The organism is Pseudophaeobacter sp. A-200-2 (genome assembly GCF_041008815.1).
Lineage (GTDB): Bacteria > Pseudomonadota > Alphaproteobacteria > Rhodobacterales > Rhodobacteraceae > Phycobacter > Phycobacter gallaeciensis_A.
The window spans coordinates 179,309-204,051 of the sequence record NZ_JAXGFU010000001.1 but is presented as its reverse complement, the minus strand read 5'-3'; the positions used below and the strand labels follow the sequence as shown (position 1 = coordinate 204,051).

The window sequence follows — 24,743 nt, the reverse complement described above, 5'->3', positions numbered from 1 at the left end:
GCCGCAGTGAAGTACTGCTGACAACTCCCTGAATTTTTATGATTTTGTTTTTTGAGGGATGGCGCCCAGGAATTCTCGCGCATCACCGTATGACCCGCGCTACGGGCATTTCAGCCCACAGCGGTCACAGCGGCTGTAGTCCGCACCCCAATGCGATGACCAAAGGAACACGGCGCTCAGATCGCATCGCGTTCCAGCTCTTCATGCAGCCTTTCCCAAAACAGGAAGTCGTCGGCCTCTTCCTGCGCCTCGGTGAGCGTCAGGTGGTGCGACTGGGCCAGGTAAGCAACGAACCCGTCCTTGTCGCCGATCGGACAGGGAGCATACCGGCGTTGAAGATACGGAAACCGCTGTTTGGCGCGGGGAAAGCGGACCGCCCAGCTGGCCGAAGCAGAGAAACATGACATTTCGAGTACCCCGTGAAAACAACAACAATACGGTATGATGGTAGCAAATATGTCAAAAAAGAAAACAATTGGATCATGAAGATCTTCACGATCACGCGAAACCGCTGTGATCAACGCCTAGTGGTTGCGGCGCCGTGCCCAGTTACTCTGGTTGATGCCACCAAACGTCGGGGAAGAAGCCGGTGCGATCACCATATATTGGAAGGCTCTCGGGATGGGCCAGTTGCCGCTTATGGGCAATGCGCCCTTTGTCGTATTGCCAGATCGGGATCACATAGCGCCCCGCCGTCAGCACACGGTCCAGTGCCCGTACCGCAGCGGTGAAGTCATCCGTGCTCTTTGAGGTCAGGAGCTGGTCAATCATCGCTTCGGCGGCGGGGCTGTCGATGCCCATCAGGTTGCGGCTGCCGGGTTGGTTGACCCCGGCGCGCCCCCAATAGAGTTTCTGTTCGTTGCCGGGACTGAGCGACAGATCGCGGCGGAACCGGGTCAGGTCGAAATCGAACTCGGACTGGCGCGCCACATATTGCGCATTATCAACAAGCTCTGGCGTGATAGTGATGCCCAGACGATCCAGTGCGCGGGCGTAGATTTCGACGATGGTTTTCATCTCTGCATCGCCCTGGCGTAAGAGAACCGACAGCGTCAGCACCTGTCCGTCAGGATTCTTCAGCACGCCGTCCTGCACGGTCCATCCTGCCTCGGCCAGCAGGGCGACTGCACGGCGCAGATTCCTGCGGTTGCGTTTGGTGCCATCGCTGGTGGGCAGGGCATAGCCTTCCAACGTGCCGGGCAGCAGGCTGTCGGCATAGGGCTGGAGCAGTGCGCGCACCTCATCAGGCGCGGGACCGTCCCGCATGCCAAGGGTGGAGTTGGAGAAATAAGAGGTGATCCGCGGCTGGATACCGCCGGTGACGGTGCCGTTGATATATTCGAAATTGAAGGCAAGGATCAGCGCCTCTCGCACGCGCCAGTCACCCAGCGGTGCGCGGCGTGTGTTCATCGCCAGTCCGGTCATGCCGGATGGGCGCTGATGCGGGATCTCGCTTTTGACCACGTCGCCGTCGGTCACAGCCGGGAAGTCATAGGCGCTTTTCCATTTGTCGGCGTTGAATTCGCGATAGGCGCTCAGCTCTCCGGCCTTGAAGGCCTCGAACAGCACCGTCTGATCGCCAAAGAAATCTATGCGGAGCTCGTCAAAGTTATGCATGCCCCGGCGCAGCGGTAGATCCGCGCCCCAGTAGTCGGGATTGCGGCTGAGGGTTACAAACCGGCCCGGCTCGAAATCGGACACCACATAGGCGCCGGTGCCGATGGGCGCCTCGCTGAGGCCAGAGGCCGCGAAATCCTTGCCTTCCCATTGCGCCTTTTTAAGGATCGGGCGCATACCGGCGATCAGCGCCAGCTCCCGGTCTTCGGTATTGAAGGTAATCTTCAGGCTGCGTGGACCGGTCTGTTCAATCCCGGCGACCTTGGACCAGAACCCGCGATAGCGCAGGTGACCTTCGGTGCCGAGCGTTTCATAGGACCAAAGCACATCCTCGACCGTGACAGAGCTGCCATCGGAAAACCGCGCCTCGGGGCGCAACGTGAACTCGACCCAGGAGCGGTCCTCGGGCACGTTGATCGATTCGGCCAGCAAGCCATAAAGGGTAAAGGGTTCATCCCAGGAGCGGCCCATCAGGCTTTCGTATCCCCAGAAGCGGAGCTGCCAGGGCGGGGTGCCTTTCTGGGCAAATGGGTTCAGCGTATCAAAGCCGCCGGTGTTGCCGACAACCAGCCTGCCGCCCTTTGGCGCCTCGGGGTTGGCATAGGGAAGCGCGGTGAAGCCAGGGTCGAGCGCCGGTTCGCCATACATTGCAATACCATGGGCTGATTCTGCGGCTGCAAAACTGGCGTTGAGACAAAGCCCGATTCCCATCACAAGCGATCTGGCGGCGGAGAAATATTCTGACCTCACTTTGGCAACAATCCCATTCTGCCCTTATTTACTTGAGCCTTCACGGTAGAGGCGCGTCTTTGTCTTTTCAAACTTTTAGCTTGGATGAAAGCACGAAATTGCGTATAAAGGGGTCACTGCTCGATAGGTTTCTTGCCTGTATGAAACCTGCCTCAATAACTTAACGCCCGCTTCGTGCGGGCGTTTTTTTTGGTGAAATCGTGTGGTTTTCGATGGCAAATAGCTTGGGAGAGTACGGCGGAAGCGCTGTGTATTTCGGCTATCCTGGATGAACAAGTCAGTAGTCCTACGCGTTTTCTTTGCCCCGGTCACGTGGCAGAATGCCGCGCAACTCAACTCAGCTCAAAGGACACCTGAGATATGACACTGAAGGGCAAAACGGCGGTGATTACCGGATCGAATTCGGGCATCGGCCTTGGCGTTGCGCGCGAGATGGCGCGCGCCGGTGCGGATGTGGTTCTGAACTCGCTCACCGACAGGGACGAAGACCACGCGCTGGCCGAAGAAATCGCCAAGGAGTTCTCGGTCAATGCCCGCTACATTCAAGCGGATATGTCCAAAGGTGAAGACTGCCGCGGCCTGATCGACAAGGCGGGTAGCTGCGATATTCTGATCAACAATGCCGGGATCCAGCACGTCGCCCCGATTGATGAGTTCCCGCTGGACAAATGGGATGCGATCATCGCGATCAATCTCAACTCGGCTTTTCACACCACCGCAGCGGCGCTGCCCAAAATGCGCGCAGCGGGCTGGGGCCGGGTGGTCAATATCGCCTCTGCCCATGGTCTGACCGCATCGCCCTATAAATCGGCTTATGTGGCGGCCAAGCACGGCGTGGTCGGTATGACCAAGACCGTGGCGCTGGAAACCGCTGAAGAGCCGATCACCGCCAATGCGATCTGCCCGGGGTACGTGCTGACACCGCTGGTCGAGGCGCAGATCCCGGACACCATGGAGAAATACAACATGGGCCGCGAGGAGGTGATCAAGAAGGTCATGCTGGAGCGTCAGCCCTCGCGCGAATTCGCCACGGTTGAGCAACTTGGCGGTACGGCTGTCTTCCTTTGCTCGGATGCGGCTGCGCAGATCACCGGGACCACGATCAGCGTCGATGGTGGCTGGACCGCTCTGTAAGCGGTATGGGAAAAGGAATGGAGTGGCAGCGAGATAGCTGCCGCTCTTAATGCCGACATTGCAGGCTAAAGGACGAAAAAGCCTAAGTCGTCAGCCTTTGGCCCCGTCGGCGGGCGGCTGCGTCGGATCCTTGGGGTTCGGGTAGACCAGTCCGGCGGAAATCACCAGTTTCGCTGCATCCTCGACCGACATGTCGAGAACGGTCACATCCTCTTCTGGCACAAACAACAGGAACCCGGAGGTCGGGTTGGGTGTTGTCGGGATGAAGACGCTCATCAACCCGCCGGATGTTTCGGCCCGCTGGGCAATTTCACCCTTTGCCTTGGTCGAGACAAAAGCGATCGCCCAAACGCCCTTGCGCGGATACTGGATCAGGCAGGCGGTATCAAAGCTGCTTTCCGACTGAGCGAATACGGTTTCCGAGATCTGCTTGATTCCGGAATAAACCGAGCGGATCACAGGCATCCGGTCCACCAGGTTCTCTGCGAACCCGATCAGCGAACGGCCGATGATGCCTTTTGCAATCCAGCCGACGATGATGGTGAACAACAGGAAGATGATCAGCCCGACGCCGCGCAGGTTGATGCCGATATATTGCTCGGGCCGCATGGTATGCGGCACCAGGGGCAGAACCACACCGTCAATCCAACCCATCACGGTCCAGAGCAGCCAGAGTGTCAGCCCCACCGGCGCGATCACGACGATCCCGGTTAGAAAGGAAGAGCGCAGCCGCGCGAACAGGCCGGGACGGCGGTGGGGTTCTTGATCAAATGGAGTGGTCATGGGCGCATTCACGATGACAGATGCGGGGAACCTAGGCACTGTTCAGCAGAACGGCAATGGCCGCGCTGCCGAATTACCATATCAGCCCGCGATTGCGTTCAATTCCTGAGCAATAGCCGCGGCAAGACGGGCGTTGTTGCGCACAAGCGCGATATTGGCCACCAGCGAGCGTCCTTCGGTCAGATCAAAGATGCGCTGCAGCAGGAAGGGTGTCACTCCTTTGCCGGAGATACCCTGTGCATCGGCCTCGGATTGGGCCAGTGCGATGATCGGAGCCAGTTCCTCGGCCGGGATCTGTGCCTCGGTCGGGATCGGGTTCGCGACCAACTGCCCGCCGGTGAGCCCCATGGCCTGGCGCATGGCATGGGCGCTGGCGATCTCCTTGGCCGTGTCCATACGGAGCGGGGCATTGAGATCGGATTGCCCCGACCAGAAGGCGGGGAAGCTGTCCTGACCATAAGAAATCACCGGAACCCCTTGGGTTTCCAGAACTTCCAGCGTTTTCGGAATGTCCAGAATCGCCTTGGCGCCAGCCGCAACGACAGTCACCGGGGTTTGCGCCAGCTCCATCAGGTCGGCGGAGATGTCAAAACTGGTTTCGGCGCCCTTGTGCACACCACCGATGCCGCCGGTGGCAAAGACGGAAATCCCCGCCAGCCGGGCAGCGATCATGGTGGCGGCCACGGTGGTCGCTCCGGTGCCGCCACTGGCGATGCAGGCAGCGATATCCGCGCGCGACACCTTGGCGACGTTCTTGGCCTGACCGAGTGCCTGCAGCTCATCCGCTTCTAGGCCTACGTACAGCTTGCCGTTCATCACCGCCATGGTGGCCGGAACCGCGCCCGCATCGCGAATGTCCTGTTCGACCTGCGCGGCGGTTTCCACGTTTTGCGGATAAGGCATGCCGTGGGTGATGATGGTGCTTTCAAGCGCGACAATGGCGCGACCGGCAGCGCGGGCCTCGGCCACTTCTTGGGAATATTTGATGGGGATCACAGCGGAGGCTCTCCTGAAACATATGTGGCTGCGGCGGCCAAGGCCGATGTCAGCGCCTTTTTGGGCGGCTCGCCGCGGGTCTCGGCGGCGATATGCGCCGCCATGAAAGTGTCGCCAGCGCCGGTGACGCGGGCCACGGTGACCTGCGGCGGCTCCAGCGTAAAGGTATTGTGCGCGTCCGCCTTGGTGGCCGACCGGCTGCCGTCGGTGACAAGAACCCGTGCGGCGCCGCGCTCCAGCAGGGCGGTTGCGGCGGTTTCGCTATCGGCAAAGGTGTCCTGGCAAAGCAAACCGGCCTCTTCGAGGTTGACGTAAAGCGTGCCACGGCTGCGCATCAGGAAAGGCCGCAACCGTTCTGCCTTGCCCGGAGAGGCAGGCGCCACCCGCAGGTCGGCATTGGCAAAGGCGGGGCTGGCGGCGATGTCGTCCAGCAGGGACAGGGTCAGGTTGCCATCAAGCGCAATCGGCCCGGCATAGGGCGCGGTTTCCGAGCCAAGGGTGCCATCCAGCAACGGGCGCAGGATTTTCGCCCCTGCGGCCTCAAGCGAATGAGCATCGGCAATCGCTGCGATCAGCCCGTTGGCGCCTTCGACCGCCATATACTGGTCAGTCGGTAGATCTTCGGAGCGGTAGACGTGCGCTGTATCAAGCCCGAGGTGACCACAGGCGGCGATCAGCTCATCCCCTTCGGCATCCTGACCAATCGCGCTCAGCAGCGCGGGTTTCAGGCCAAAGCGGGCGAGGGTCATGGCGATGTTCATGGCAACGCCGCCGGGCAGGCGGGTGATCCGCCCCGGCATGTCAGATCCGCGCTGCATGTCAGAGGAGCAGCGGCCAATCACGTCCCACAGCACCGATCCGATGCAGAGAATCTGGGCGGGAGCAGGTTGGGCCATGGGAGTATCGGAACGGGGCGATGTCATGGCTCTCTCTTGCCGCCTTTCACGCGCCCCCGCAAGCGGCTTTGCAACCTATGGCACCGCAAAGGTCAGCGCAGCCCAAAGCGTTTCCCATACCGCGCCGGTTTCCGGATCGGACGGGCGCAGCACAACAGCGTCCAGAAGATAGGTATGGCCGGGCTTCACCGGGATCTCGGCGCGTCCCTCTGTATCTGTCTGGGTCAGGGTGATGGTCACGCTGTCATCGGGCGCGCGTTCGAAGATTTCGACCTGTGCCGCCGAGCGCGGTTTTTGCCGGTAGAACAGCTGAACCGGTAGCGTGTCACCCTTGAACGTATAGGGGTTTTCCAGTGCAACAAACTCTGTCTCCATGCCGCTTTCCCGGTCCGACCCGGCGCCGCTGCCGACGGAAATCAGGGATTTCGCGTGCCTGCTGTAGCGTTCGGTGAATCCATCCACGGGCAGGCCGCGCCCCTCGTGCCGGGCACGGATATCGGCAAATCCCTTATGCTCGGCGAAGGCGTCAAATTTTTCCCAAGTCTCATAGATCAGCGTTTCCGGCATGGTTTCATGGACCAGAGTCAGTAACCCGTCCTGTTCGGCGGTCACGGTCAGGGCCGGCAGATCGCCCATGCGCCCCGCGTAAGCTGTGCTGGTGTCGCCGCTGATCACTTCGAACCGTTTGGTGCGGGTTTCAAAGTATGGCAGCCGAAACCCCTTGAACTCTTGCCCATTCAGCAGTTGCGCAGAGAGGTCTTCTCCGGATTCAACTTGATAATTCTGCGGTTCGATCCAAAACTCATGAGACAGGGCCGGGTCCGCCAGCCTGAAAGAGAATGCAAAAACGAGTAGACAGGCCAGGTGATTTTTCATGACGAATTCTTTGTTGCTGCGTGGGATGAAGGTGGCATGCCTCTGCCTGCTGTCAAGTCTGGGCTTTTGGGGCGCCGAGCGCGCCCTAGCCCATGAGGTGACACCAGCCATTGGCGATTTCACGATTGAGGACAACACGTTACATCTATCTCTTCGCCTGAATGCAGAAGCATTTGTCGCCGGTATTGATCTGGACACACATCAGGACACCGAAACGGCGGACCAGGCGGGCGACTACGATCTGTTGCGCGCCATGCCACCTGGGGAACTGGGGCCGATGCTGCGGCTGTTTGCAGAGGACTGGCTGAAAACCCTTGAAGTCGAGGCAGGTCGCCCGGTACCGCTGCTGGTGGATGAGGTACGCGTTGCACCGGCTGGTGACGTCGAACTGCCCCGCGAGAGTGTTCTGTCCCTTTCGGGGGAGTTGCCGCCGCTGGCCACGGCGCTGACGATCCGTTGGCCGGAAGGGGCAGGCGCCGTGGTGCTGCGCCAGAACGGGGTCGAGGAGCCGTTTACCGGATATATTCAGGGCGGTGAGAGCACCGGACCCATCGCGATCGGGGGCGGATCGGCCTTGTCCCCGGCAAAGGCTTTTACCAGCTATATCCCGGTAGGTTTTGACCACATCCTGCCAAAAGGTTTGGATCACATCCTGTTTGTCCTGGGGCTTTTCTTCCTCAGCACTCGTATAAAGCCGCTTTTGTGGCAGGTCAGCGCCTTTACTGTCGCCCACACCATCACGCTGGCCTGTGGTGCGCTGGGGCTGGTGACTGTGAACCCGGCGGTGGTGGAGCCGCTGATTGCGGCCTCGATTGTCTTTGTCGCGGTTGAGAACATCTTTGCCCGGCGGCTGCACAGCTGGCGGACGGTGGTGATCTTTGGTTTTGGCCTGTTGCACGGGCTGGGCTTTGCCAGCGTATTGGGGGAATTTGGCCTGCCGCAGGCGCAATTCATTCCGGCGCTGATTGGGTTCAATGTCGGGGTTGAACTGGGGCAGCTGACGGTGATCGCACTGGCCTATCTGCTGGTCGGCTACTGGTTTGGCGGCCATCCGAAATACCGCGGCCGCGTCGCCATTCCAGCCTCCGTCACGATTGCGCTGATCGGCAGCTACTGGTTCGTGGAACGCGTCTGGCTCTGATCGTGTTTCCATCGCCCCGCAGCTATAACACCGGGGCGATGGCGTACCTTCTGGGAGAGCTGAGGCTCAGCCCATCGCCTTGATAAATGTCTGAAGCGCCGCAACGGGATCTTCGCTGCGCCAGATTTCCTCGCCAATGCCAAAGAAATCCGTGTAAGGAGAAAGGCTTCTGACCAATTCCTCAGTCAGCCCGCCTTCGGCCACAACCGGCACTTCGACCACTTCGGACCACCACTGGAACAGCTCCTGCTCGGCCACGGCTCCGTCACCCAGACCGGAAGTGCCGACGGGGCCAAAGCTGATGTAATCGGCGCCGGCTTCGCCTGCGGTCAGCCCGTCGTGGCGCGAAGCACCGCAAAAGCTGCCGACAATGGCATCGGCGCTAAGCGCCTTGCGGGCGCTGCGCACGGATTTGGAGGCATCCGTCAGGTGCACACCATCAAGGCCCAGCCGCTCGGCCAGGATCTGATGATCGGAAATCACGATGGCCACATCGCGGGCGAGGCAGACCTCGCGCAGAGCGTCACCGGCCCGGCTCAGCGTGTCTTCATCGCGGCTTGCCAGATCCAGGCGCACGCAGGCAATCTCGGTGCTGTCGAGCACCTTGGCCAGTTGATCGGGAAACCGGCCCAGTTCGAAACTGGGCGGCGAAATCAGATAGATCTGGGGCTTTTCCACTGTATCCGCGGCGGTATCCATCAAGGGCGCTCCTGTTGCTTGCTGGCAGGTGTTTAACGCATCTGCCACAGGACGCAAGGATCCTGCGCCGCCCTGCGACGCCGGGACCAGCAGTGGATGCCCTTGCCGTTCGCAGCCCCTGCGATTACAGCAGGGGAAAATGCCCTTTGGGCGCTATGGAGACAGACATGCCCAGCGATATGCCACAGCCCGCCTTTGTTCTGGTGCGCCCCCAGATGGGCGAAAACATTGGCGCTGCCGCCCGTGCGATGTGGAACTTCGGGCTGGACCGGATGCGCATCGTCGCGCCGCGCGACGGCTGGCCGAACCCAAAATCGGTTGCCATGGCCTCGGGCGCGGGGCGGCTGCTGGACGAGGCACTCCTGGCACCCGATGTGCCTGGTGCGCTGGAGGACTGTTCCTTTGTCTTTGCCACCACTGCGCGTCCGCGTGAGCTGACCAAACCGGTCTACAGCCCCGAAGCTGCAATGAAGCTGGCGATTGAGAAAATCCGTGGCGGCGAGAAGGTCGCGGTGATGTTCGGCCCGGAACGCGCTGGCCTTGAGAATGACGATATCGCCCGTGCCAATGCCATCATCACGGTGCCGGTCAATCCGGAGTTTGCTTCACTCAACCTTGGTCAATGCGTGCTGCTGGCTGCCTATGAATGGCGCCGTCAGGCGGCGGAGGTCGAGCATGAGGTTTTCGAAATCGGCAAATCCGACTGGGCAACCGGCGTTGAGGTGGAGGCGCTGGTGACCCATTACGAGGACCGGCTTGAGGAAGCCGGCTATTTCTTCCCGCCGGAAAAGGCGCCGGGGATGAAAGTAGTCTTCCGCAACCTGTTCAGCCGCATGCGCCTGACGCGGGCCGATGTGCAGATGCTGCATGGGGTGATGCGGCAGATGGTCCGCTGGAAGAAAATGTCGGACGATAGCTGAGCGTTAGCACTGGACGATCCGGACCGCCAACCCTAGCTTCACCGCGAAACCGAAGAGGGACGAGCATGAGCAGCAAGCGCAGTATCTTCCAAGAGGTCAGTGAACCCGAGGCCAAGCCGCAGACCGCCGCAACCGGCATGATCGACCGGGGCCGGGGCGGCGCCCGCAAGGCGATCCGGGCCTGGCTCTTTGTGCTGTTTGCGCTGGTGGTGGCGATGATCGTGGTCGGCGGGTTGACCCGTCTGACCGATTCCGGCCTGTCGATCACCGAATGGCGCCCCGTCACCGGGGCCATTCCGCCGATGAACGAGGCAGAATGGCAGCAGGAGTTCGACAAATACAAGCAGATCGACCAGTGGCAGATCCATAACCAGTGGATGGAGCTTGCTGATTTCAAATCGATCTACTGGTGGGAATGGGGCCATCGCCAACTGGGCCGTGTCATCGGGCTGGTCTGGGCGGTTGGCTTTTTTGGCTTTCTGCTGGCCCGCAAGATCCCGACCGGCTGGACCGGGCGGCTGATCCTGCCGGGGGCTTTGGGCGGGGCTCAGGGTGCAATCGGCTGGTGGATGGTCTCCTCGGGCGTAACCCAGGGCGAGGGCATGACCTCGGTTGCCTCCTATCGGCTGGCGACGCACCTTGGCCTGGCCTTTGTCATCCTCGGGCTGATCGCCTGGTATGGCTTCCTTCTGGGGCGGCAGGAACGGGACCTGATGCAGGCGCGCCGGGCCAAGGAAGCAAAGATCTTCGGCCTCTCGACCGGGCTCTTGCACTTTGCGTTCCTGCAAATCCTGCTGGGCGCACTGGTGGCAGGCATTGACGCTGGGCGGTCCTATACCGATTGGCCGCTGATGGGCGGACAGGTGATCCCGCCCAATCCGTTGATGATCGAGCCGATGTGGAAGAACTTCTTTGAAAACCCAGGCTTGGTGCAGTTTGTTCACCGGATCTGTGGCTATCTTCTGTTTGCCTTTGGGGTGGTTGTCTGGCTGCGCGGCCGCGCCAGTGCCCATGGCGCGACCCGGTTCGCCTTCAACGCCGTCTTTGCAGGTTTGATCGTACAGATTGCCCTTGGTGTGATCACCGTTCTTTACGCTGCGCCCTGGCAGGCAGCGATCCTGCACCAGCTGATGGCTGTGGTTCTGTGGGTCCTGATCCTGCGCGCCCGCTTCCTGGCAGGCTATCCGATTGCAACTTCCATCAAGGACCATTGAGAATATGACCGCATTTGAACAGCTGATGGCCTATGAGCGTGACACGCAGGCTTTGGGGCAGATCGCTGGCCGTCTGGGCTGGGATCAGGAAACCATGATGCCGCGCGGGGCCACCGGGCAGCGCGGCGCGGAGATGGCCGCGATCGAATCCGTGCTGCACGCCCGCCGCAGCGCGCCGCAGGTGGCGGAATGGCTGGAGCAGGCCGAAGCCCCGGATGAGGTGGGCGCTGCGCATCTGCGCGAAATCCGCCGCAGCTACGACCGTACCATCAAGGTGCCCGCGGATCTGGCCAAGAAACTGGCACAGGTCACCTCAGAAGCGCAGGGAAAATGGGCCGAGGCCCGCGCCAATGAAGACGTGGCGGCCTTCCTGCCTGTGCTGGAGGAAGTGGTCGCACTGAAGCGTGAGGAAGGTCAGGCACTGGCGGCGGGTGGTGATCTGTATGATGCGCTGGTCGCGGATTACGAACACGGCACAACCTCTTCTGAAATCGCAAAAATCTTTGATGCGATGCGTCCCGGTCTGGTGGACCTGCGCGCCCGGGTTCTGGATAAGCCAGCGCCGCAGGGCCTGTCGGGGCGGTTTGATGAAAAAGCCCAGATGCAGCTGGCGCGCACGTTGGCGCGCACCTTTGGATATGACATGGCGCATGGCCGGGTCGATAAGGCGGTGCACCCGTTCAGCTCTGGCTCAGGGCTGGATGTGCGGATTACCACCCGGACCAGCGAAACAGATCCGTTCAACTGCTTCTATTCGACCATTCACGAGGTTGGCCACGGCGCCTATGAGCAGAACATCAGCCGCGATTACCTGCTGACGCCGCTGGGGCGCGGTGTGTCGATGGGCGTGCACGAAAGCCAGAGCCGGATTTATGAAAACCAGATCGGCCGCAGCCGCGCCTTTACTGGATGGTTGTTCGAACAGATGCGGGACAGCTTTGACGACATTGGCGTGTCCGATGCCGATGCCTTCTACGCGGCGGTCAACAAGGTTCATAACGGTTATATCCGGACCGAAGCAGATGAGCTGCAATATAACCTGCACATCATGCTCCGTTTCGATCTCGAACGGGCATTGATGCAAGGCGATCTGGAGGTTGCGGACCTAGAGGCGGCCTGGAATGACCGGTTTGAGGCCGATTTTGGCTATGCCGTCGACAAGCCTTCAAACGGTTGTCTGCAGGACGTGCATTGGTCGGTTGGTCTCTTTGGTTATTTCCCGACTTATTCGCTGGGCAATGTCTACGCCGGCTGCCTGCACGAGGCGCTGCGCCGGGATGTGCCGCAGCTGGATACGGATCTGGCGCAAGGCGATACTTCGGCCGCAACCGGCTGGCTGGGCGAGAAGTTGCAGCAGCACGGTGGCTTGCGCAGCCCGCGGGATACCATCGCCCATGCGGCGGGAATGGAGCCGGACCACGCGCCGCTCATGAACTATCTCGAACAGAAATTCGGCGCGCTCTACGATCTGTAAGCCGCCTGGCGGGAACAACAGAAAAGGCCGGGCGCTGTGCCCGGCCTTTTTGTATAAACTACAGCGGAATCAGACCAGAGCCATGCGCTCCGCCCGTTCCGGATCCGGAAATGGCCGGTAGAGCCCAAAGTCGGAATTTGCGATCAACGCAGAGACATTCGCGTAGAGTTTTTCAATCTCTTCGTCTTTTTCACCCAACACCCGAAAGGCCTGGTCCAGCTGGGTCATGTTCTCGAATTCGATCTCAAGCAGGAAATCACGGCAGGAATCGCTGGCAAGGTTCAGCTTGCGACGCAGCAGGCGCCAGCCGTTGATCACCTTGCGTTCTTGCAGGTAGGACATCCATTGATCGACGGCGCTGGAAAACGCGAGCGCTTTGGCTTCGTGATGAAGGTCGATGTAGCAGTGGTACATGTTCATCGGGTGGCTCCTCCCACGCAAATGTTTCCCATCAGCATGGCAGAAATTGTTTACCCATCGGTAAAAACGAAACGCCGCCCCGGGCCGGGACGGCGTCTTTTGTTGCTTTGGTTTGGGGAGTGGGCGTCAGGCTTCGCCGCCCTCAACCTCAGCCTCATCATCGTCACCGCTGTCGGCAATCCAGGCGACCGAAACCACCTCTTCACCCTTGCCAGTGTTGAAGACACGGACGCCGCCGGCCGAGCGGGACCGGAAGGAAATTCCATCCACCGGCACCCGGATCGATTGACCCTTAGAGGTCGCCAGCATGATCTGGTCTTCAACCTCAACCGGGAAAGACGCCACAAGTTCGCCGCCGCGCATCGCCTTGTCCATGGCGGTAACGCCCATACCGCCACGGCCCCGAACCGGGTAATCGTGGCTGGAGCTCAGCTTACCCTGACCGCCCTTGGTAATGGTGAGGATCAGGTTTTCGGCCGCTGACATTTCTGCATAAAGCTCGGTCGAGAAGTTGGGATCTGCCACGCTATCCTCATCCGAGGGTTCCGCGTCATCTGCGATCCCGGCCATGGCCCGGCGCATCTTAAGATACGCCGTCCGCTGTTCGGGCGTGTATTTCGAATGGCGGATCACCGACATCGATACGACCTCGTCGCCTTCATTCAGCTTGATCCCGCGTACACCAACGGAATTGCGGCTGTTGAACACCCGGACCTCGGTCGAGGGGAAGCGGATCGCGCGGCCGGTGTTGGTGACCAGCATGATGTCGTCATCTTCGGAGCAGATCCGAGCATTGATCAGTTTGGTGTCCGCGTGATCGTCCTCGAACTTCATCGCAATCTTACCGTTGCGCATGACATTTGTGAAATCTGACAAACGGTTACGCCGCACAGTTCCAGCAGATGTCGCGAACATGATCTGCAGATCGTCCCATTCGTCCTCGGCCCGGTCGACCGGCATGATGGCCGCGATGGAGACGCCTGTCGGGATCGGCAGGATGTTGACGATCGCCTTGCCTTTCGAGGTGCGTCCGCCCTGCGGCAAGCGCCAGGTCTTCAGCTTGTAGACCATGCCATCCGTGGTGAAGAACAACAGCTGTGTATGGGTATTCGCAACAAAGAGGGTGGTGACAACATCCTCTTCCTTGGTCTGCATCCCCGACAACCCCTTGCCGCCGCGTTTCTGAGCGCGGAAATCGACCAGCGGGGTGCGTTTGATGTAGCCGCCAGAGGTCACGGTGACCACCATGTCCTCGCGCTCGATCAGGTCCTCATCGTCCATATCACCGGACCAATCAACGATTTCGGTGCGGCGCGGCACGGCGAAATTCTCGCGAACCTCGCGCAGCTCGTCAGCGATGATGCCCATGATCCGGTCACGCGAGCCCAGAATCTCAAGGTATTCCTTGATCTTGGAGGCCAGTTCTTCCAACTCGTCGGTGACTTCCTTGACCCCGATCTGGGTCAGGCGCTGCAGGCGCAGTTCCAGAATGGCGCGGGCCTGGGTTTCTGACAGGTTGTAGGTCCCGTCTTCGTTCGCGGTATGGGTCGGATCATCGATCAGCGCGATATATTCCAGGATCGGCTGCGCCGGCCAGCGGCGGGTCATCAGCTTTTCACGCGCTTCGGCCGCATCCGCGGATTGGCGGATCGTCGTGACGATCTCGTCGATATTGGTAACGGCAACCGCCAGACCACAAAGGATATGGCTGCGTTCCCGCGCCTTGCGCAGCAGATAAGCGGTCCGACGTGCGACCACATCTTCGCGGAAATCGATAAAGGAGGTCAGGAACCGGCGCAGGGTCAGCTGCTCGGGTCTGCCACCGTTAAGCGCCAGCATGTTGCAGCCGAAATGCGTCTGCATCGGCGTGAACCGATAAAGCTGGTTGAGCACCACCTCGGCAGTGGCGTCACGCTTCAGCTCAACCACCACGCGCACACCGTTGCGGTCGGATTCATCCTGAACGTGGGAAACGCCTTCGATCTTTTTGTCGCGCACCTGTTCGGCGATCTTTTCGATCATCGAGGCCTTGTTCACCTGATAGGGAATTTCATCCACGATAATGGCGTAGCGATCCTTGCGGATCTCCTCGACCCGGGTCTTGGCGCGGATGATGACGCTTCCGCGTCCCTCAAGATAGGCCTTGCGCGCGCCGGAGCGGCCCAGCAACACGCCGCCAGTCGGGAAGTCGGGGCCGGGCACATAATCGATCAGCTGCTCGCTGGTCAGATCCGGCTCGTCGATCAGGGCCAGGGTCGCATCAACAACTTCGCCCAGATTGTGCGGCGGGATATTGGTGGCCATGCCGACCGCGATACCGCCAGCGCCGTTGACCAGCATGTTGGGGAAACGCGCGGGCAGAACCGTCGGTTCCTGGTCCTTGCCATCGTAGTTGTCCTGGAAATCGACGGTATCCTTGTCGATATCCGCCAGCATAAAGGCCGAAGGCTTGTCCATGCGCACTTCGGTGTAACGCATGGCGGCGGGGTTATCGCCGTCCATCGAGCCAAAGTTGCCCTGACCATCCAAAAGCGGCAGCGACATCGAGAAGTCCTGCGCCATGCGCACCAAGGCGTCATAGATCGCGCTGTCGCCGTGCGGGTGGTATTTACCCATCACGTCGCCGACCGGACGGGCCGATTTGCGATAGGATTTGTCGTGGGTATTACCGGTCTCATGCATCGCATAAAGAATCCGGCGGTGAACGGGTTTCAGCCCGTCGCGCAGGTCGGGAATGGCCCGGCTGACGATGACCGACATGGCATAGTCCAGATAGGACGTGCGCATCTCGGATTCAATTGAGACCGTCGGCCCCTCGTATACCGGCCCTTGGGGCGGTGTTTCGTCCATGTTTTCAGGAGTATCCGGCGTATCGCTCACGTTTGCTGCCCGTTCTGTATTATGGGTCTCTATTGTGTCAGGACACCCTATCAGACACCCCATATGGGGCGCAAGCTGGCTGATGGGCAGACCGGCACGCCGCCCGACCGCGCGCGGAGCAGGCAGCGTGGTTTCAAAACTGTTAACCAATCCGTGGCTAGGATTTCACGGGGGGCTTCGTTGCAGGAGACCACAAATGGAGATCAGCGAAACGGAACTGATGCTCAAGGGCTATGGGCTGACCACGGCCGAATTCATTTATCACATGCCGGACCATCCTCATGTTCTGAATACATTTCTGTGGCAGGAGTACGATCTGGCTCCAGACCATGATCGGATGTTTCAGTTCATCGAATTCTGGCAGCGCGAGATCGAGGGACCGCTGCATTCGGTCCGCTTTACCCACCGCAAGATGATTGGCGCCGGGGAATGGCGGCACGTGAAGGGCGAATTCAAGATCCACTAAACAGCAGGTGCCGGGCCATGAATGGAGGTCAGGCCGAACAGCTGGCCCCGCCCAAGACGCAGAACTTGGCGCAATGGGGGTGGTTCAGGGATACCGGCTTCTCTGCCTCGGCCAAGGTGGTGCCAAGCTCGAATTCCGGTGCATAGGGCAGCAGGGTACAGGCCAGAACTGCCGGTTTTTCGGCACCCTTGCGTTTGACCACCATACGAGAAGAGGCGCACATCACATCCTCTGGCGCCTTGTTTAAGATGCCCCAGCAAGCGGTTGTAATTTCGGGTACTTCCACCGCCTCGTCCATCTCAGGGAACAGCACCGTCTGACCGGGGTTGGCGGAATCGATATCAAACCCCTGCGCGGCAAACAGATCGGCAAAACCTTGGCGCGCTTCCGACTCGCTTTCGGCAAAGGTGATGCGGCCGGCAACCGCCATCTGGAACCCGTTGTCCCGCAGCCAGGCCATACCTTCCAGCGTTTTGGCATAGCTGCCTTCGCCGCGCTCGGTGTCGTGAATATCTGCGGAGTGGTGGTCCAGCGAGATGCGCAGCGTCATCTTGCCCGGGTGTTTTTCATTCAGCACCAGCAGATCCTGCCGCACGGTCTTGCGCATCATTGGCCGCATGGCGTTGGTGAGGATCAGCACTTCATACCCCCGCTCCAGCGCGGCGCCTGCCATGGCGCACATCTCGGGGTTCATGAAGGGCTCGCCGCCGGTAAAGGCGATTTCACGTACCCGCCAGTTCCGCTCTTCGAGTTGATCCAGATAAACCTCGACCTCGGCTGCGGTGAGGTAGACAAGGGCATCATTGCGGGGCGAGCTGAGGATATAGCAGTTCGCGCATTCAATATTGCAAAGCGTTCCGGTGTTGAACCATAGGGTTTCCGGGTTCGACAAGGCCACGGACGCCCGGGTGCTGCCGTCGGCTGTCACCAGGCTGTCTTGAAATTTACCTAGGTTTGCGTTGGGGTTAGGCAGATCTTTCACGGGGATGTCCTCATGGGCCGTTCCTTTCCGACAAGGCTACCCTATACTGCCCCCAAAGTGAAAGCCGCCGGAGGCCGCCTGACAGGGATGTGAAGTTGTTTCGCCTCTGCCTTGGGCATCCGGTCACAGCGAAATGGAATGAACAATGGCTCCACGCGTGATTCCGGTCGATCCCTTCGACCTGGTGATCTTTGGCGGTACTGGCGATCTGGCGCAGCGCAAAATCCTGCCGGCGCTTTACCGGCGGTTTTGTGGTGGCCATTTTCCCGAGGAAGTCCGCATCATCGGTGCCGCCCGGGCCGATATCAGCACCGAAGACTACCGGCGGCTGGTGGCGGAGGGGATTAAGGCAACGCTGAATGAACACGGGCCAGGCACTGCGGGAATCCCGGAGTTTCTGCGCCGTGTCACTTATGTGTCGCTGGATGCCCGCGAGGATCGCGGTTGGGAGCCGCTGGCCGCGCAACTGGCCGAAGTTGAGCCACGGCCGATCCGAGTCTTCTACTTCTCGGTGGGGCCGGGCCTGTTCGGACCGTTGGCCGAACGTCTGCACCGGCACGGATTGTCGGATGAAGACAGCCGGATCGTGGTGGAAAAACCCTTTGGACACGATCTGCAGTCTGCCAAAGCGCTGAACGCGACACTGGCCGCGCATTTCACCGAGAACCAGATTTACCGGATCGATCATTATCTGGGCAAGGAAACGGTGCAGAACCTGATGGCGATCCGGTTCGGCAATATGCTGTTCGAACCCCTATGGAACAGCCAATACGTCGATCATATCCAGATCACCGTGGCGGAAACCGTCGGGGTTGCCGGGCGCGAGGAGTATTACGACCGCGCCGGCGCAATGCGCGACATGATGCAGAACCACCTGATGCAGCTTCTGTGCCTGATCGCGATGGAACCACCTGCAAAATTTGACCCCGACGCGGTGCGCGATGAAAAAGTGAAGGTGATCCGGGCGCTGGATCCGGTGGAGCCTTACCACATCGTCCGGGGGCAGTATAACGCGGCTGCCGGGGGTGAAGGACCCGACCTAACCTACCGGGAAACCGTCGGAAATCCGCGCTCCAGCACCGAAAGCTATATCGCGCTCAAGACCCATATCAGCAATTGGCGATGGGCGGGCACACCGTTTTACCTGCGCACCGGGAAACGGCTGGTGGCACGGTCTTCGGTGATCAACGTGCTGTTCAAGGACGCGCCGCACTCGATATTCGGCGAGGAGGCCGGCCGTCACGCCAACCATCTGAAGATCCGCCTGCAACCCAACGAAGGCATCACACTGAGCGTGACCATCAAGGAGCCGGGTCCGGGCGGCATGCGGCTGGTTGACGTTCCGCTGGATATGAGCTTTGCCACGGCCCTCGGGGCGGATGGCAAAAATCCCCCGGACGCTTACGAGCGTCTGATCACCGATATGATCCGGGGTAACCAGACGTTGTTCATGCGCGGGGACGAGGTGACCGCCGCCTGGGCTTGGACCGACCCGATCATCGCGGGCTGGCAGGCGCGCGGGGATGTGCCAAAACCCTATGACATGGGCAGCACTGGGCCCGGCGATGCGGACTTGCTGATGCGCCGTGATGGACGTGAATGGAGAGGAATAAATCCATGAAATTCAATGAATATCCAGATCAGGAAATGCTGGCGATAGAGGTTGCGCAGCGCATTGCCGGGGATCTGGAAACACATCTGCTACATCACGACACCGCCTCGCTTGCGGTGGCAGGCGGCAGCACGCCCGCGCCTATCTTTGATGATCTCTGCGCAGCGTCAATCGACTGGGAGCGGGTCCGGGTGATGGCGACGGATGAACGCTGGGTGCCCTCCGACAGTGACCGCTCCAATGCGCGAATGATCCGCGAGCGGCTGATGACAGGCCCCGCTGCCGCCGCGCGTTTTTTGCCATTCTACGTTCCCGACCGCGCCCCCGAAGATGTGTTGGCCGAGGTCGAATCCCTAGTTTCCCCGGAATTACCGATTTCAGTGGCGCTTCTGGGGATGGGCGAAGACATGCACACGGCCTCCTTGTTTCCGGGGGTGAAGGGGCTTGAGGCGGCGCTGGCCGGCTCGGCGCCGACTTTGGCAGTGATGCGCCCGGACAGCCAACCTGAAGGCCGCATCAGTCTGACAGCGCCGGTGTTAAACGGAGCGATGGCGAAACATCTGGTGATCTTTGGTGAGGCCAAACGCAAGGCGCTGGATCGGGCGATATCGCTGCCGCCCGAAGAAGCCCCGGTTCAGGCCATTTTGTCAGGCACTCAAGTGCATTGGGCACCTTAAGCCTCAGCCTTATTGGCTGAGGTCGGTGGCGCCATCGAGATCCAGAAATTGCTGTTTCAAACTGTCCGGAATCGGCTGTCCCGCGCTGCCATCGGCGGTACGCAGAACCATCACGGCTTCAAGCCGGGTGCGCAGGTCGCCAGACCAGATCTGCTGCTCCATCACATATGACGTGTTGCGGAAGGACAGCACCCGTGCGGTGGAGATGTAGCTTTCGCCAAGCAGCATTTCCTTGAGGTAGTGCACGTTGGAATTGCGCATCACCGTGCGCGGCATCGGCCCGCCGGAGAAATGTCTGGCGCAATGTGTATCGAAATAGGTGACGCGGGTGGCTTCGAACCAGCCCAGGTAGGCCTTGTTGTTCACATGGTTCAAAAGGTCGAGTTCGGAAAAGCGAACCTTATCGGCAATGGCAACGGGGCAGGGGCGGTCGATCCCCTGAGCCAACTGAGTCTCTGCATCGAGCGGGGTAAGGTAAAGGAGTGTCATCCCGTTGGACTAAGGCGCGGTATTTGAAGTTTCAACAAAAACCCTCCGGCACATCGTCTTGACCGCGACAGCCGCGAAAACATCAGTCCAAGCGTCGCGAGGTTGTGTCATTCAAAATGGGAAGGGAGATTTGGAGCGGGTGAAGGGAATCGAACCCTCGTCACTTGCTTGGGAAGCAAATGCTCTACCATTGAGCTACACCCGCAGTGGGATTTGGGTAGCACCGCGCCGTGGGCGCTTCAAGTTGATTTCGCTGTGGATGGCGGATTTTGCAAATCCAGCGCCGAGCGGGACCGCAGTACTCCCGGCACAGGGCTGGCGGTCCGCAAACAAAAGAATCCAGAGGCAATTTTGCCATTGCAGCGTCATGGAACGGAAGGTATACGGCTCCACATCAGGCACCTGTAGCTCAGCTGGATAGAGCGCTGCCCTCCGAAGGCAGAGGCCATAGGTTCGAATCCTATCAGGTGCGCCACTTCTCCCCGAACTAATCTCTCGAACCAGTGTCCGGACCAATTCGGATTTGGGCTGTATTGTTATTTCGACGCCAATTCCAGCTGCAGCAGAAGCAAATTCCAGCTGCAGCAGAAGCAAAAATCCGGCGCACCCATCGGGGCACACCGGACATTAGTGGTTCGTATTGGTGTAATGCAGAACGCCTGAATGACGACATGCGGACCGGGCTTCTATAGAACGCCTGGTCGGGTTTCCGTATCAGCCGCGCCAGTCACGGACGACGCCGCAGTCCATGTGAACAAAGTTGGAGCGATAATAGGTGCCAACACCGCCGGCACGGCAAGCCTTGGCCGCTTTCGCCATCTGCGTAACCGAGCGAGACGCAAGGCGCAGGTCTGCGGCCTGTCCGCGCATGTGAAGAGAGTTCTTGGCAACGCCACGCGAACGGCTGCGCAGCATGGCGTTGGTCTTCGGGCTGCGATATCCCGAAAGCATCATATACGGTTCGTTTACTTCCAGCAGGTTATGAGAGGCGGCCATGATATCGATTGTGCGCAGGTCGATCTCTTTTACGTCGTCGGTGCGCCAGTCGCGCATGAAGTGATTGATCTCGCGCACTGCGTCTTTGATGTACTTGCCTTCGATCCAGTAGACCATGTCCAGCCGTTCACCGGTGCGGCCCGAGTACATGCGGATGCGGCGGATATCGCCGCCACCACGCAAAAAGCCTGCTGCATTGGAGAATGTTGGGGCTGCGGTTACTGCTGTTGCCGCAAATGCACCCAGAAGGGCCCGACGGGTGAGCCCCGAGTTCGATGTTTCTGCCATGTTTACCGCACCATCCCGAACGATTTGTGTGTCCTGCCGATGCCCGATGTTACGGGCCTGCCGTATTTCCCGGCACGTGACTTCTATGACACAGGGAGAATCACGATCCAAGTTTCGATTGGTCTCATCCCTGTTTTCTTCGGATTTTCGGCAATTTTTTGCGCAAAAGGGGACGTTCCGTTAAGATTTCCCCATCAAAAAGCACCAAAATCACTGGTCACAAGTTCGAGAACCGCCGAAAATAGGCTCTCAACTATTGGTTTACGATGTGTAAATGGGGGCTGCGTCTTGCTTCTTTTTACTAAAGATTCATGTAGTAGAGGGAAGATTTAATGGCATCGTCATCAGGGGGTCGCGCGTCAATGAAAACAGCACTTTATAGCAGCGTTCTGCCGCAGGTCCGGTCCGGCGTTTTCGCTCTGGCCCTACTCGGTGCCACAGTCGCCTTTGCGCCTAGTGGTGCCTCGGCGCAGGTCACGGCCTTCAAGCAATCGGTTGCTGAGTTCGCAGCGGGCGAAGCCGCAGTTGCCAAATTCTACCGCGAATCCGCTTACACTCCGATCTGGACGGCGCCGGGCGAAGAATCGATGCAGCGCCGGGCCGCGCTACTGCGTGCGCTGGAAGAGGCCTCGGCCCACGGGTTGCCGGACCAGTCTGCCCTGGCGGCGTCGCTGAAGGAGCAGATGCGCAATGCACGGTCGGCCCGCGATCTGGGGCAGATCGAAGCGGCGCTGAGCACGGCTTACGTGAATTATGCCACTGACCTGCAGACCGGCCTTCTCGATCCCGGCTCGATCGACGACGGGATCGTTCGCAAGAAACATACCACCGATCCGGTGACCTATCTGGAAGGCATCCGGGACAATCAGCCGATGGCCTATATGCGCTCGCTGGTGCCCGCTTCGCCGCAATACCGCGCCTTGCTGCGGGAGAAATTCCGTCTTGAGCAGCTGGTCGCCAAAGGCGGCTGGGGCACCACGGTTCCGAAGGGCAAGCTTGAGCCGGGTGACACCGGACCTGCTGTGATCGCGCTGCGCGACCGGCTGGTAGCCATGGGATATCTGCCCCGCAGCGCCACCGCCGCGTTTGATATGGATGTGGAACAGGCGGTACAGAAGTTCCAGTCGGACCATGGGCTAGAGGTCGACGGCGTTGCCGGGGACGGCACCATTGCCGAGCTCAACAAACCGGTTACCGAACGGCTGAAATCCGTGGTGGTGGCGATGGAGCGGGAGCGCTGGCTGTCACCCGAACGCGGTGAGCGTCATATCCTGGTGAACCAGACCGATTTCACCGCCAAGATCGTCGACCGTGGCGACGTGACCTTTGAAACCCGGTCCGTGATCGGCAAGAACCAGCACGACCGCAGGTCGCCGGAATTCTCGGATGTCATGGAACACATGATCATCAACCCGAGCTGGCACGTGCCGCGCTCGATCATTACCAAGGAATACCTGCCGAAACTGCGCAACAACCCGAATGCAGTCCGTCACATTCTGATTACCGACCGTCAGGGCCGTGTCGTCGACCGCAACTCAGCGGACTTCTCTCAGTACACCAGAAGCAACTTTCCATACTCGATGCGCCAGCCGCCGAGCCGCAGCAATGCGCTGGGGCTGGTGAAGTTCATGTTCCCAAACAAATACAACATCTACCTGCACGACACGCCGCAAAAGAGCCTGTTCAGCCGCGAAGTCCGGGCCTTCTCTCACGGCTGTATCCGCCTGGCGCAGCCCTTTGAGTTTGCTTATGCGCTGCTGGCGCGGCAGACCGAAGATCCCAAGGCATTCTTTCAGCGGATCCTAAGCTCCGGAAAAGAAACCAAAGTGGAGCTGGAACAGAAGGTGCCTGTTCACATTATCTACCGGACGGCTTATGTCTCGGGCAAAGGACGGGCCGAGTTCCGGCGGGATGTCTATGGACGCGACGCCAAGGTATGGGACGCCTTGCAGCGGGCAGGGGTCGCCTTGCCGGGCGTGCAGGGCTGATCTCCGGGGCCCGTCTTCAACAGACGTGAGGAAGGGCCCCATATGTATACTGTCCGTCAGATTGCTGATGCATTAGGTGCTGCCTGCGAAGGCGATGTTTCTATCGAAGTGGCGCGTACGGCCGAACCGCAAGACGCAGGTCCCGGCGATCTGGCGCTTGCAACCTCCCCGAAATATGCCGAGGCGCTGGCCGAGGGCGCAGCCCAGGTTGCCATGCTCTGGGAAGGCGCCGACTGGCAGTCCATGGGCTTGAAGGCGGCTATTTTCGCAGCCCGGCCGCGTATGGCCATGGCCGGTCTCACCAGTATGATGGATCCGGGCCAGGGCTTTGGCTCCGGCATTCACCCCTCAGCCGTCATTGATCCCAGCGCGGAGCTGGGAGAGGGTGTCAGCGTCGGCCCCTTCTGTGTGATTGGTGCGAGGGCTAAAATCGGAGACAATTCCATCATCGGTCCGCAGTGCCATATCGGCGTAGATGTCACGATGGGGAACGGAGCACAGCTGCGCGAGATGGTCTCCATCGGCGCCCGCGTCACAATTGGGGAGCGGTTCCGGGCCCAGCCCGGCGCGCGCATCGGTGGCGATGGGTTTTCCTATGTAACGCCCGAGGTGTCAGGCGCGGAAACCGTGCGCAAGACGCTGGGTGATCAGGGCGATGCCAAACCCCAAAGCTGGCTGCGCATTCACTCCCTTGGCTCGGTCACCATCGGCGACGATGTAGAAGTGGGCGCCAATTGCACCGTCGACAACGGCACCATCCGCGACACGGTGATCGGCGACGGCACAAAGCTCGACAACCTTGTACACGTTGGCCACAACACCCGGGTTGGGCGCGATTGCCTCCTGTGCGGACAGACCGGCACCTCCGGCTCGGTTGATATCGGCAACAACGTGGTTCTTGGTGGGCAATGCGGCGTGGTCGATAATATCTTTATCGGCGACGGAGTGATTGCCGGCGGCGGGACAAAGATCCTTTCGAACGTGCCCGCAGGCCGTGTGATGATGGGCTATCCCGCTGTCAAAATGGAGACACATACCGAGGTCTATAAGGCACAACGCAGGCTGCCCCGACTGATGCGCGATATCGAAGTGCTGAAAAAGGCAGTTTTAAAATAACGGCACAGAGATTACATCTGCGCCAGCCTTAAGGATCAAGGACCCGGTATGAGCATCAAGGACAAGGTAATCGAAATCATCGCAGAGCAGGCAGTCCTGGAACCGTCTGATGTGACACTCGACAGCACGCTTGAGGATCTGGGCATTGATAGTCTCGGCCTCGTTGAAAGCATCTTTGCTATCGAGGAAGAGTTCGACATCACCATTCCGTTCAATGCCAATGCGCCGGAAGAGAGTGATTTCGATATCACCAATGTTGCGGCCATCATCGCGGGTATCGAAAAGCTGACGGCTGCAAAGCAGTGAGGCCTGCCTCGGGATCAAGGATG

At 59.9% G+C, this 24,743-nt stretch carries 23 protein-coding genes and 2 tRNA genes; 12 read left to right on the top strand and 13 right to left on the bottom strand.

Annotated features, from left to right (window positions below):
- Positions 1–176 precede the first annotated feature (176 nt).
- Positions 177–407, bottom strand: a complete 231-nt coding sequence (locus SM766_RS00925) for a hypothetical protein (protein ID WP_274828089.1) — start codon at positions 405–407, stop codon at positions 177–179.
- A 142-nt stretch (positions 408–549) separates the two neighbouring features.
- Positions 550–2,265: an extracellular solute-binding protein gene (locus SM766_RS00920; RefSeq protein WP_490363339.1), complete on the bottom strand. Its 1,716-nt coding sequence runs from the start codon at positions 2,263–2,265 to the stop codon at positions 550–552.
- Positions 2,266–2,727: 462 nt separating this feature from the next.
- On the opposite strand from SM766_RS00920, the gene SM766_RS00915 reads away from it, so the two are divergent.
- The gene (locus SM766_RS00915) at positions 2,728–3,501 is read left to right on the top strand and encodes a 3-hydroxybutyrate dehydrogenase (RefSeq protein WP_368946601.1); all 774 of its coding nucleotides are present in this window, start codon (positions 2,728–2,730) and stop codon (positions 3,499–3,501) included.
- A 90-nt stretch (positions 3,502–3,591) separates the two neighbouring features.
- On the opposite strand, the gene SM766_RS00910 is transcribed toward SM766_RS00915, so the two are convergent.
- The 4 genes from SM766_RS00910 to SM766_RS00895 all read right to left on the bottom strand — a co-directional run bounded on the left by SM766_RS00910 (position 3,592) and on the right by SM766_RS00895 (position 7,052).
- Positions 3,592–4,284: a DUF502 domain-containing protein gene (locus tag SM766_RS00910; protein ID WP_065270246.1), complete on the bottom strand. Its 693-nt coding sequence runs from the start codon at positions 4,282–4,284 to the stop codon at positions 3,592–3,594.
- Between the two features lie 81 nt (positions 4,285–4,365).
- A complete protein-coding gene (locus SM766_RS00905; RefSeq protein WP_368946600.1) occupies positions 4,366–5,280 on the bottom strand; it encodes a pseudouridine-5'-phosphate glycosidase in 915 nt (304 codons plus the stop codon).
- A complete protein-coding gene (locus SM766_RS00900; protein ID WP_368946599.1) occupies positions 5,277–6,203 on the bottom strand; it encodes a PfkB family carbohydrate kinase in 927 nt (308 codons plus the stop codon). The genes SM766_RS00905 and SM766_RS00900 overlap by 4 nt, the downstream gene beginning before the upstream one ends.
- A 48-nt stretch (positions 6,204–6,251) precedes the next feature.
- Positions 6,252–7,052, bottom strand: a complete 801-nt coding sequence (locus tag SM766_RS00895) for a DUF4198 domain-containing protein (protein WP_368946598.1) — start codon at positions 7,050–7,052, stop codon at positions 6,252–6,254.
- Here SM766_RS00895 and SM766_RS00890 point away from each other — a divergent pair.
- Positions 7,051–8,193 carry a HupE/UreJ family protein gene (locus tag SM766_RS00890; RefSeq protein WP_368946597.1) on the top strand — a complete coding sequence of 381 codons (1,143 nt, stop codon included), beginning with the start codon at positions 7,051–7,053 and terminating at the stop codon, positions 8,191–8,193. The genes SM766_RS00895 and SM766_RS00890 overlap by 2 nt on opposite strands.
- Before the next feature lie 66 nt (positions 8,194–8,259).
- Here the strand turns inward: SM766_RS00890 and SM766_RS00885 are convergent, their stop codons facing one another.
- Entirely contained in the window at positions 8,260–8,892 is a 633-nt protein-coding gene (locus SM766_RS00885) for a thiamine phosphate synthase (RefSeq protein WP_368946596.1), read from the bottom strand.
- 167 nt (positions 8,893–9,059) lie between these two features.
- On the opposite strand from SM766_RS00885, the gene SM766_RS00880 reads away from it, so the two are divergent.
- The 3 genes from SM766_RS00880 to SM766_RS00870 all read left to right on the top strand — a co-directional run bounded on the left by SM766_RS00880 (position 9,060) and on the right by SM766_RS00870 (position 12,500).
- Positions 9,060–9,812 (top strand): RNA methyltransferase, encoded by a 753-nt coding sequence (locus SM766_RS00880; RefSeq protein WP_065273454.1) that lies wholly within the window; start codon positions 9,060–9,062, stop codon positions 9,810–9,812.
- Between the two features lie 65 nt (positions 9,813–9,877).
- Positions 9,878–11,026, top strand: a complete 1,149-nt coding sequence (ctaA, locus tag SM766_RS00875; RefSeq protein WP_274828097.1) for a heme A synthase — start codon at positions 9,878–9,880, stop codon at positions 11,024–11,026.
- A 4-nt stretch (positions 11,027–11,030) separates the two neighbouring features.
- Positions 11,031–12,500: a carboxypeptidase M32 gene (locus tag SM766_RS00870; protein WP_368946595.1), complete on the top strand. Its 1,470-nt coding sequence runs from the start codon at positions 11,031–11,033 to the stop codon at positions 12,498–12,500.
- 69 nt (positions 12,501–12,569) lie between these two features.
- Here SM766_RS00870 and SM766_RS00865 read toward each other — a convergent pair whose 3' ends face one another.
- Both SM766_RS00865 and gyrA read right to left on the bottom strand, forming a co-directional pair.
- Positions 12,570–12,920, bottom strand: a complete 351-nt coding sequence (locus SM766_RS00865) for a DUF6614 family protein (protein WP_065270254.1) — start codon at positions 12,918–12,920, stop codon at positions 12,570–12,572.
- A gap of 126 nt (positions 12,921–13,046) precedes the next feature.
- Positions 13,047–15,800 carry a DNA gyrase subunit A gene (gene gyrA, locus SM766_RS00860; protein WP_490363338.1) on the bottom strand — a complete coding sequence of 918 codons (2,754 nt, stop codon included), beginning with the start codon at positions 15,798–15,800 and terminating at the stop codon, positions 13,047–13,049.
- A 196-nt stretch (positions 15,801–15,996) separates the two neighbouring features.
- On the opposite strand from gyrA, the gene SM766_RS00855 reads away from it, so the two are divergent.
- On the top strand, positions 15,997–16,266 hold the full coding sequence (locus tag SM766_RS00855) for an usg protein (RefSeq protein ID WP_065270255.1): 270 nt from the start codon (positions 15,997–15,999) through the stop codon (positions 16,264–16,266).
- Positions 16,267–16,294: 28 nt separating this feature from the next.
- Here the strand turns inward: SM766_RS00855 and SM766_RS00850 are convergent, their stop codons facing one another.
- The gene (locus tag SM766_RS00850) at positions 16,295–17,248 is read right to left on the bottom strand and encodes a radical SAM protein (protein WP_368946594.1); all 954 of its coding nucleotides are present in this window, start codon (positions 17,246–17,248) and stop codon (positions 16,295–16,297) included.
- Between the two features lie 145 nt (positions 17,249–17,393).
- Between SM766_RS00850 and zwf the strand changes: the two genes are divergently transcribed.
- Together zwf and pgl are read left to right on the top strand one after the other, a co-directional pair.
- The gene (gene zwf / locus SM766_RS00845) at positions 17,394–18,869 is read left to right on the top strand and encodes a glucose-6-phosphate dehydrogenase (RefSeq protein WP_368946593.1); all 1,476 of its coding nucleotides are present in this window, start codon (positions 17,394–17,396) and stop codon (positions 18,867–18,869) included.
- Positions 18,866–19,537: a 6-phosphogluconolactonase gene (pgl, locus tag SM766_RS00840; protein ID WP_065270258.1), complete on the top strand. Its 672-nt coding sequence runs from the start codon at positions 18,866–18,868 to the stop codon at positions 19,535–19,537. Before zwf ends, pgl begins: the two co-directional genes overlap by 4 nt.
- A gap of 9 nt (positions 19,538–19,546) precedes the next feature.
- Here pgl and SM766_RS00835 read toward each other — a convergent pair whose 3' ends face one another.
- On the bottom strand, positions 19,547–20,026 hold the full coding sequence (locus SM766_RS00835) for an acyl-CoA thioesterase (protein WP_368946592.1): 480 nt from the start codon (positions 20,024–20,026) through the stop codon (positions 19,547–19,549).
- 131 nt (positions 20,027–20,157) lie between these two features.
- Positions 20,158–20,231: transfer RNA gene (locus SM766_RS00830), tRNA-Gly, on the bottom strand.
- Positions 20,232–20,424: 193 nt separating this feature from the next.
- On the opposite strand from SM766_RS00830, the gene SM766_RS00825 reads away from it, so the two are divergent.
- A tRNA-Arg gene (locus SM766_RS00825) sits at positions 20,425–20,501 on the top strand.
- Positions 20,502–20,740: 239 nt separating this feature from the next.
- Here the strand turns inward: SM766_RS00825 and mepK are convergent.
- Positions 20,741–21,310, bottom strand: coding sequence for a peptidoglycan L,D-endopeptidase MepK (gene mepK, locus SM766_RS00820; protein ID WP_065270260.1), 570 nt, complete (start codon positions 21,308–21,310; stop codon positions 20,741–20,743).
- A 362-nt stretch (positions 21,311–21,672) separates the two neighbouring features.
- On the opposite strand from mepK, the gene SM766_RS00815 reads away from it, so the two are divergent.
- Genes SM766_RS00815 through SM766_RS00805 form a run of 3 tightly spaced genes read left to right on the top strand, consistent with a single transcriptional unit; the run spans position 21,673 to position 24,720 of the window.
- Positions 21,673–23,298 carry a L,D-transpeptidase family protein gene (locus SM766_RS00815; RefSeq protein WP_368946591.1) on the top strand — a complete coding sequence of 542 codons (1,626 nt, stop codon included), beginning with the start codon at positions 21,673–21,675 and terminating at the stop codon, positions 23,296–23,298.
- 42 nt (positions 23,299–23,340) lie between these two features.
- Positions 23,341–24,414, top strand: a complete 1,074-nt coding sequence (gene lpxD, locus SM766_RS00810) for a UDP-3-O-(3-hydroxymyristoyl)glucosamine N-acyltransferase (protein ID WP_368946590.1) — start codon at positions 23,341–23,343, stop codon at positions 24,412–24,414.
- Positions 24,415–24,462: 48 nt separating this feature from the next.
- Positions 24,463–24,720, top strand: coding sequence for an acyl carrier protein (locus tag SM766_RS00805; RefSeq protein WP_065270263.1), 258 nt, complete (start codon positions 24,463–24,465; stop codon positions 24,718–24,720).
- Positions 24,721–24,743: the final 23 nt, after the last annotated feature.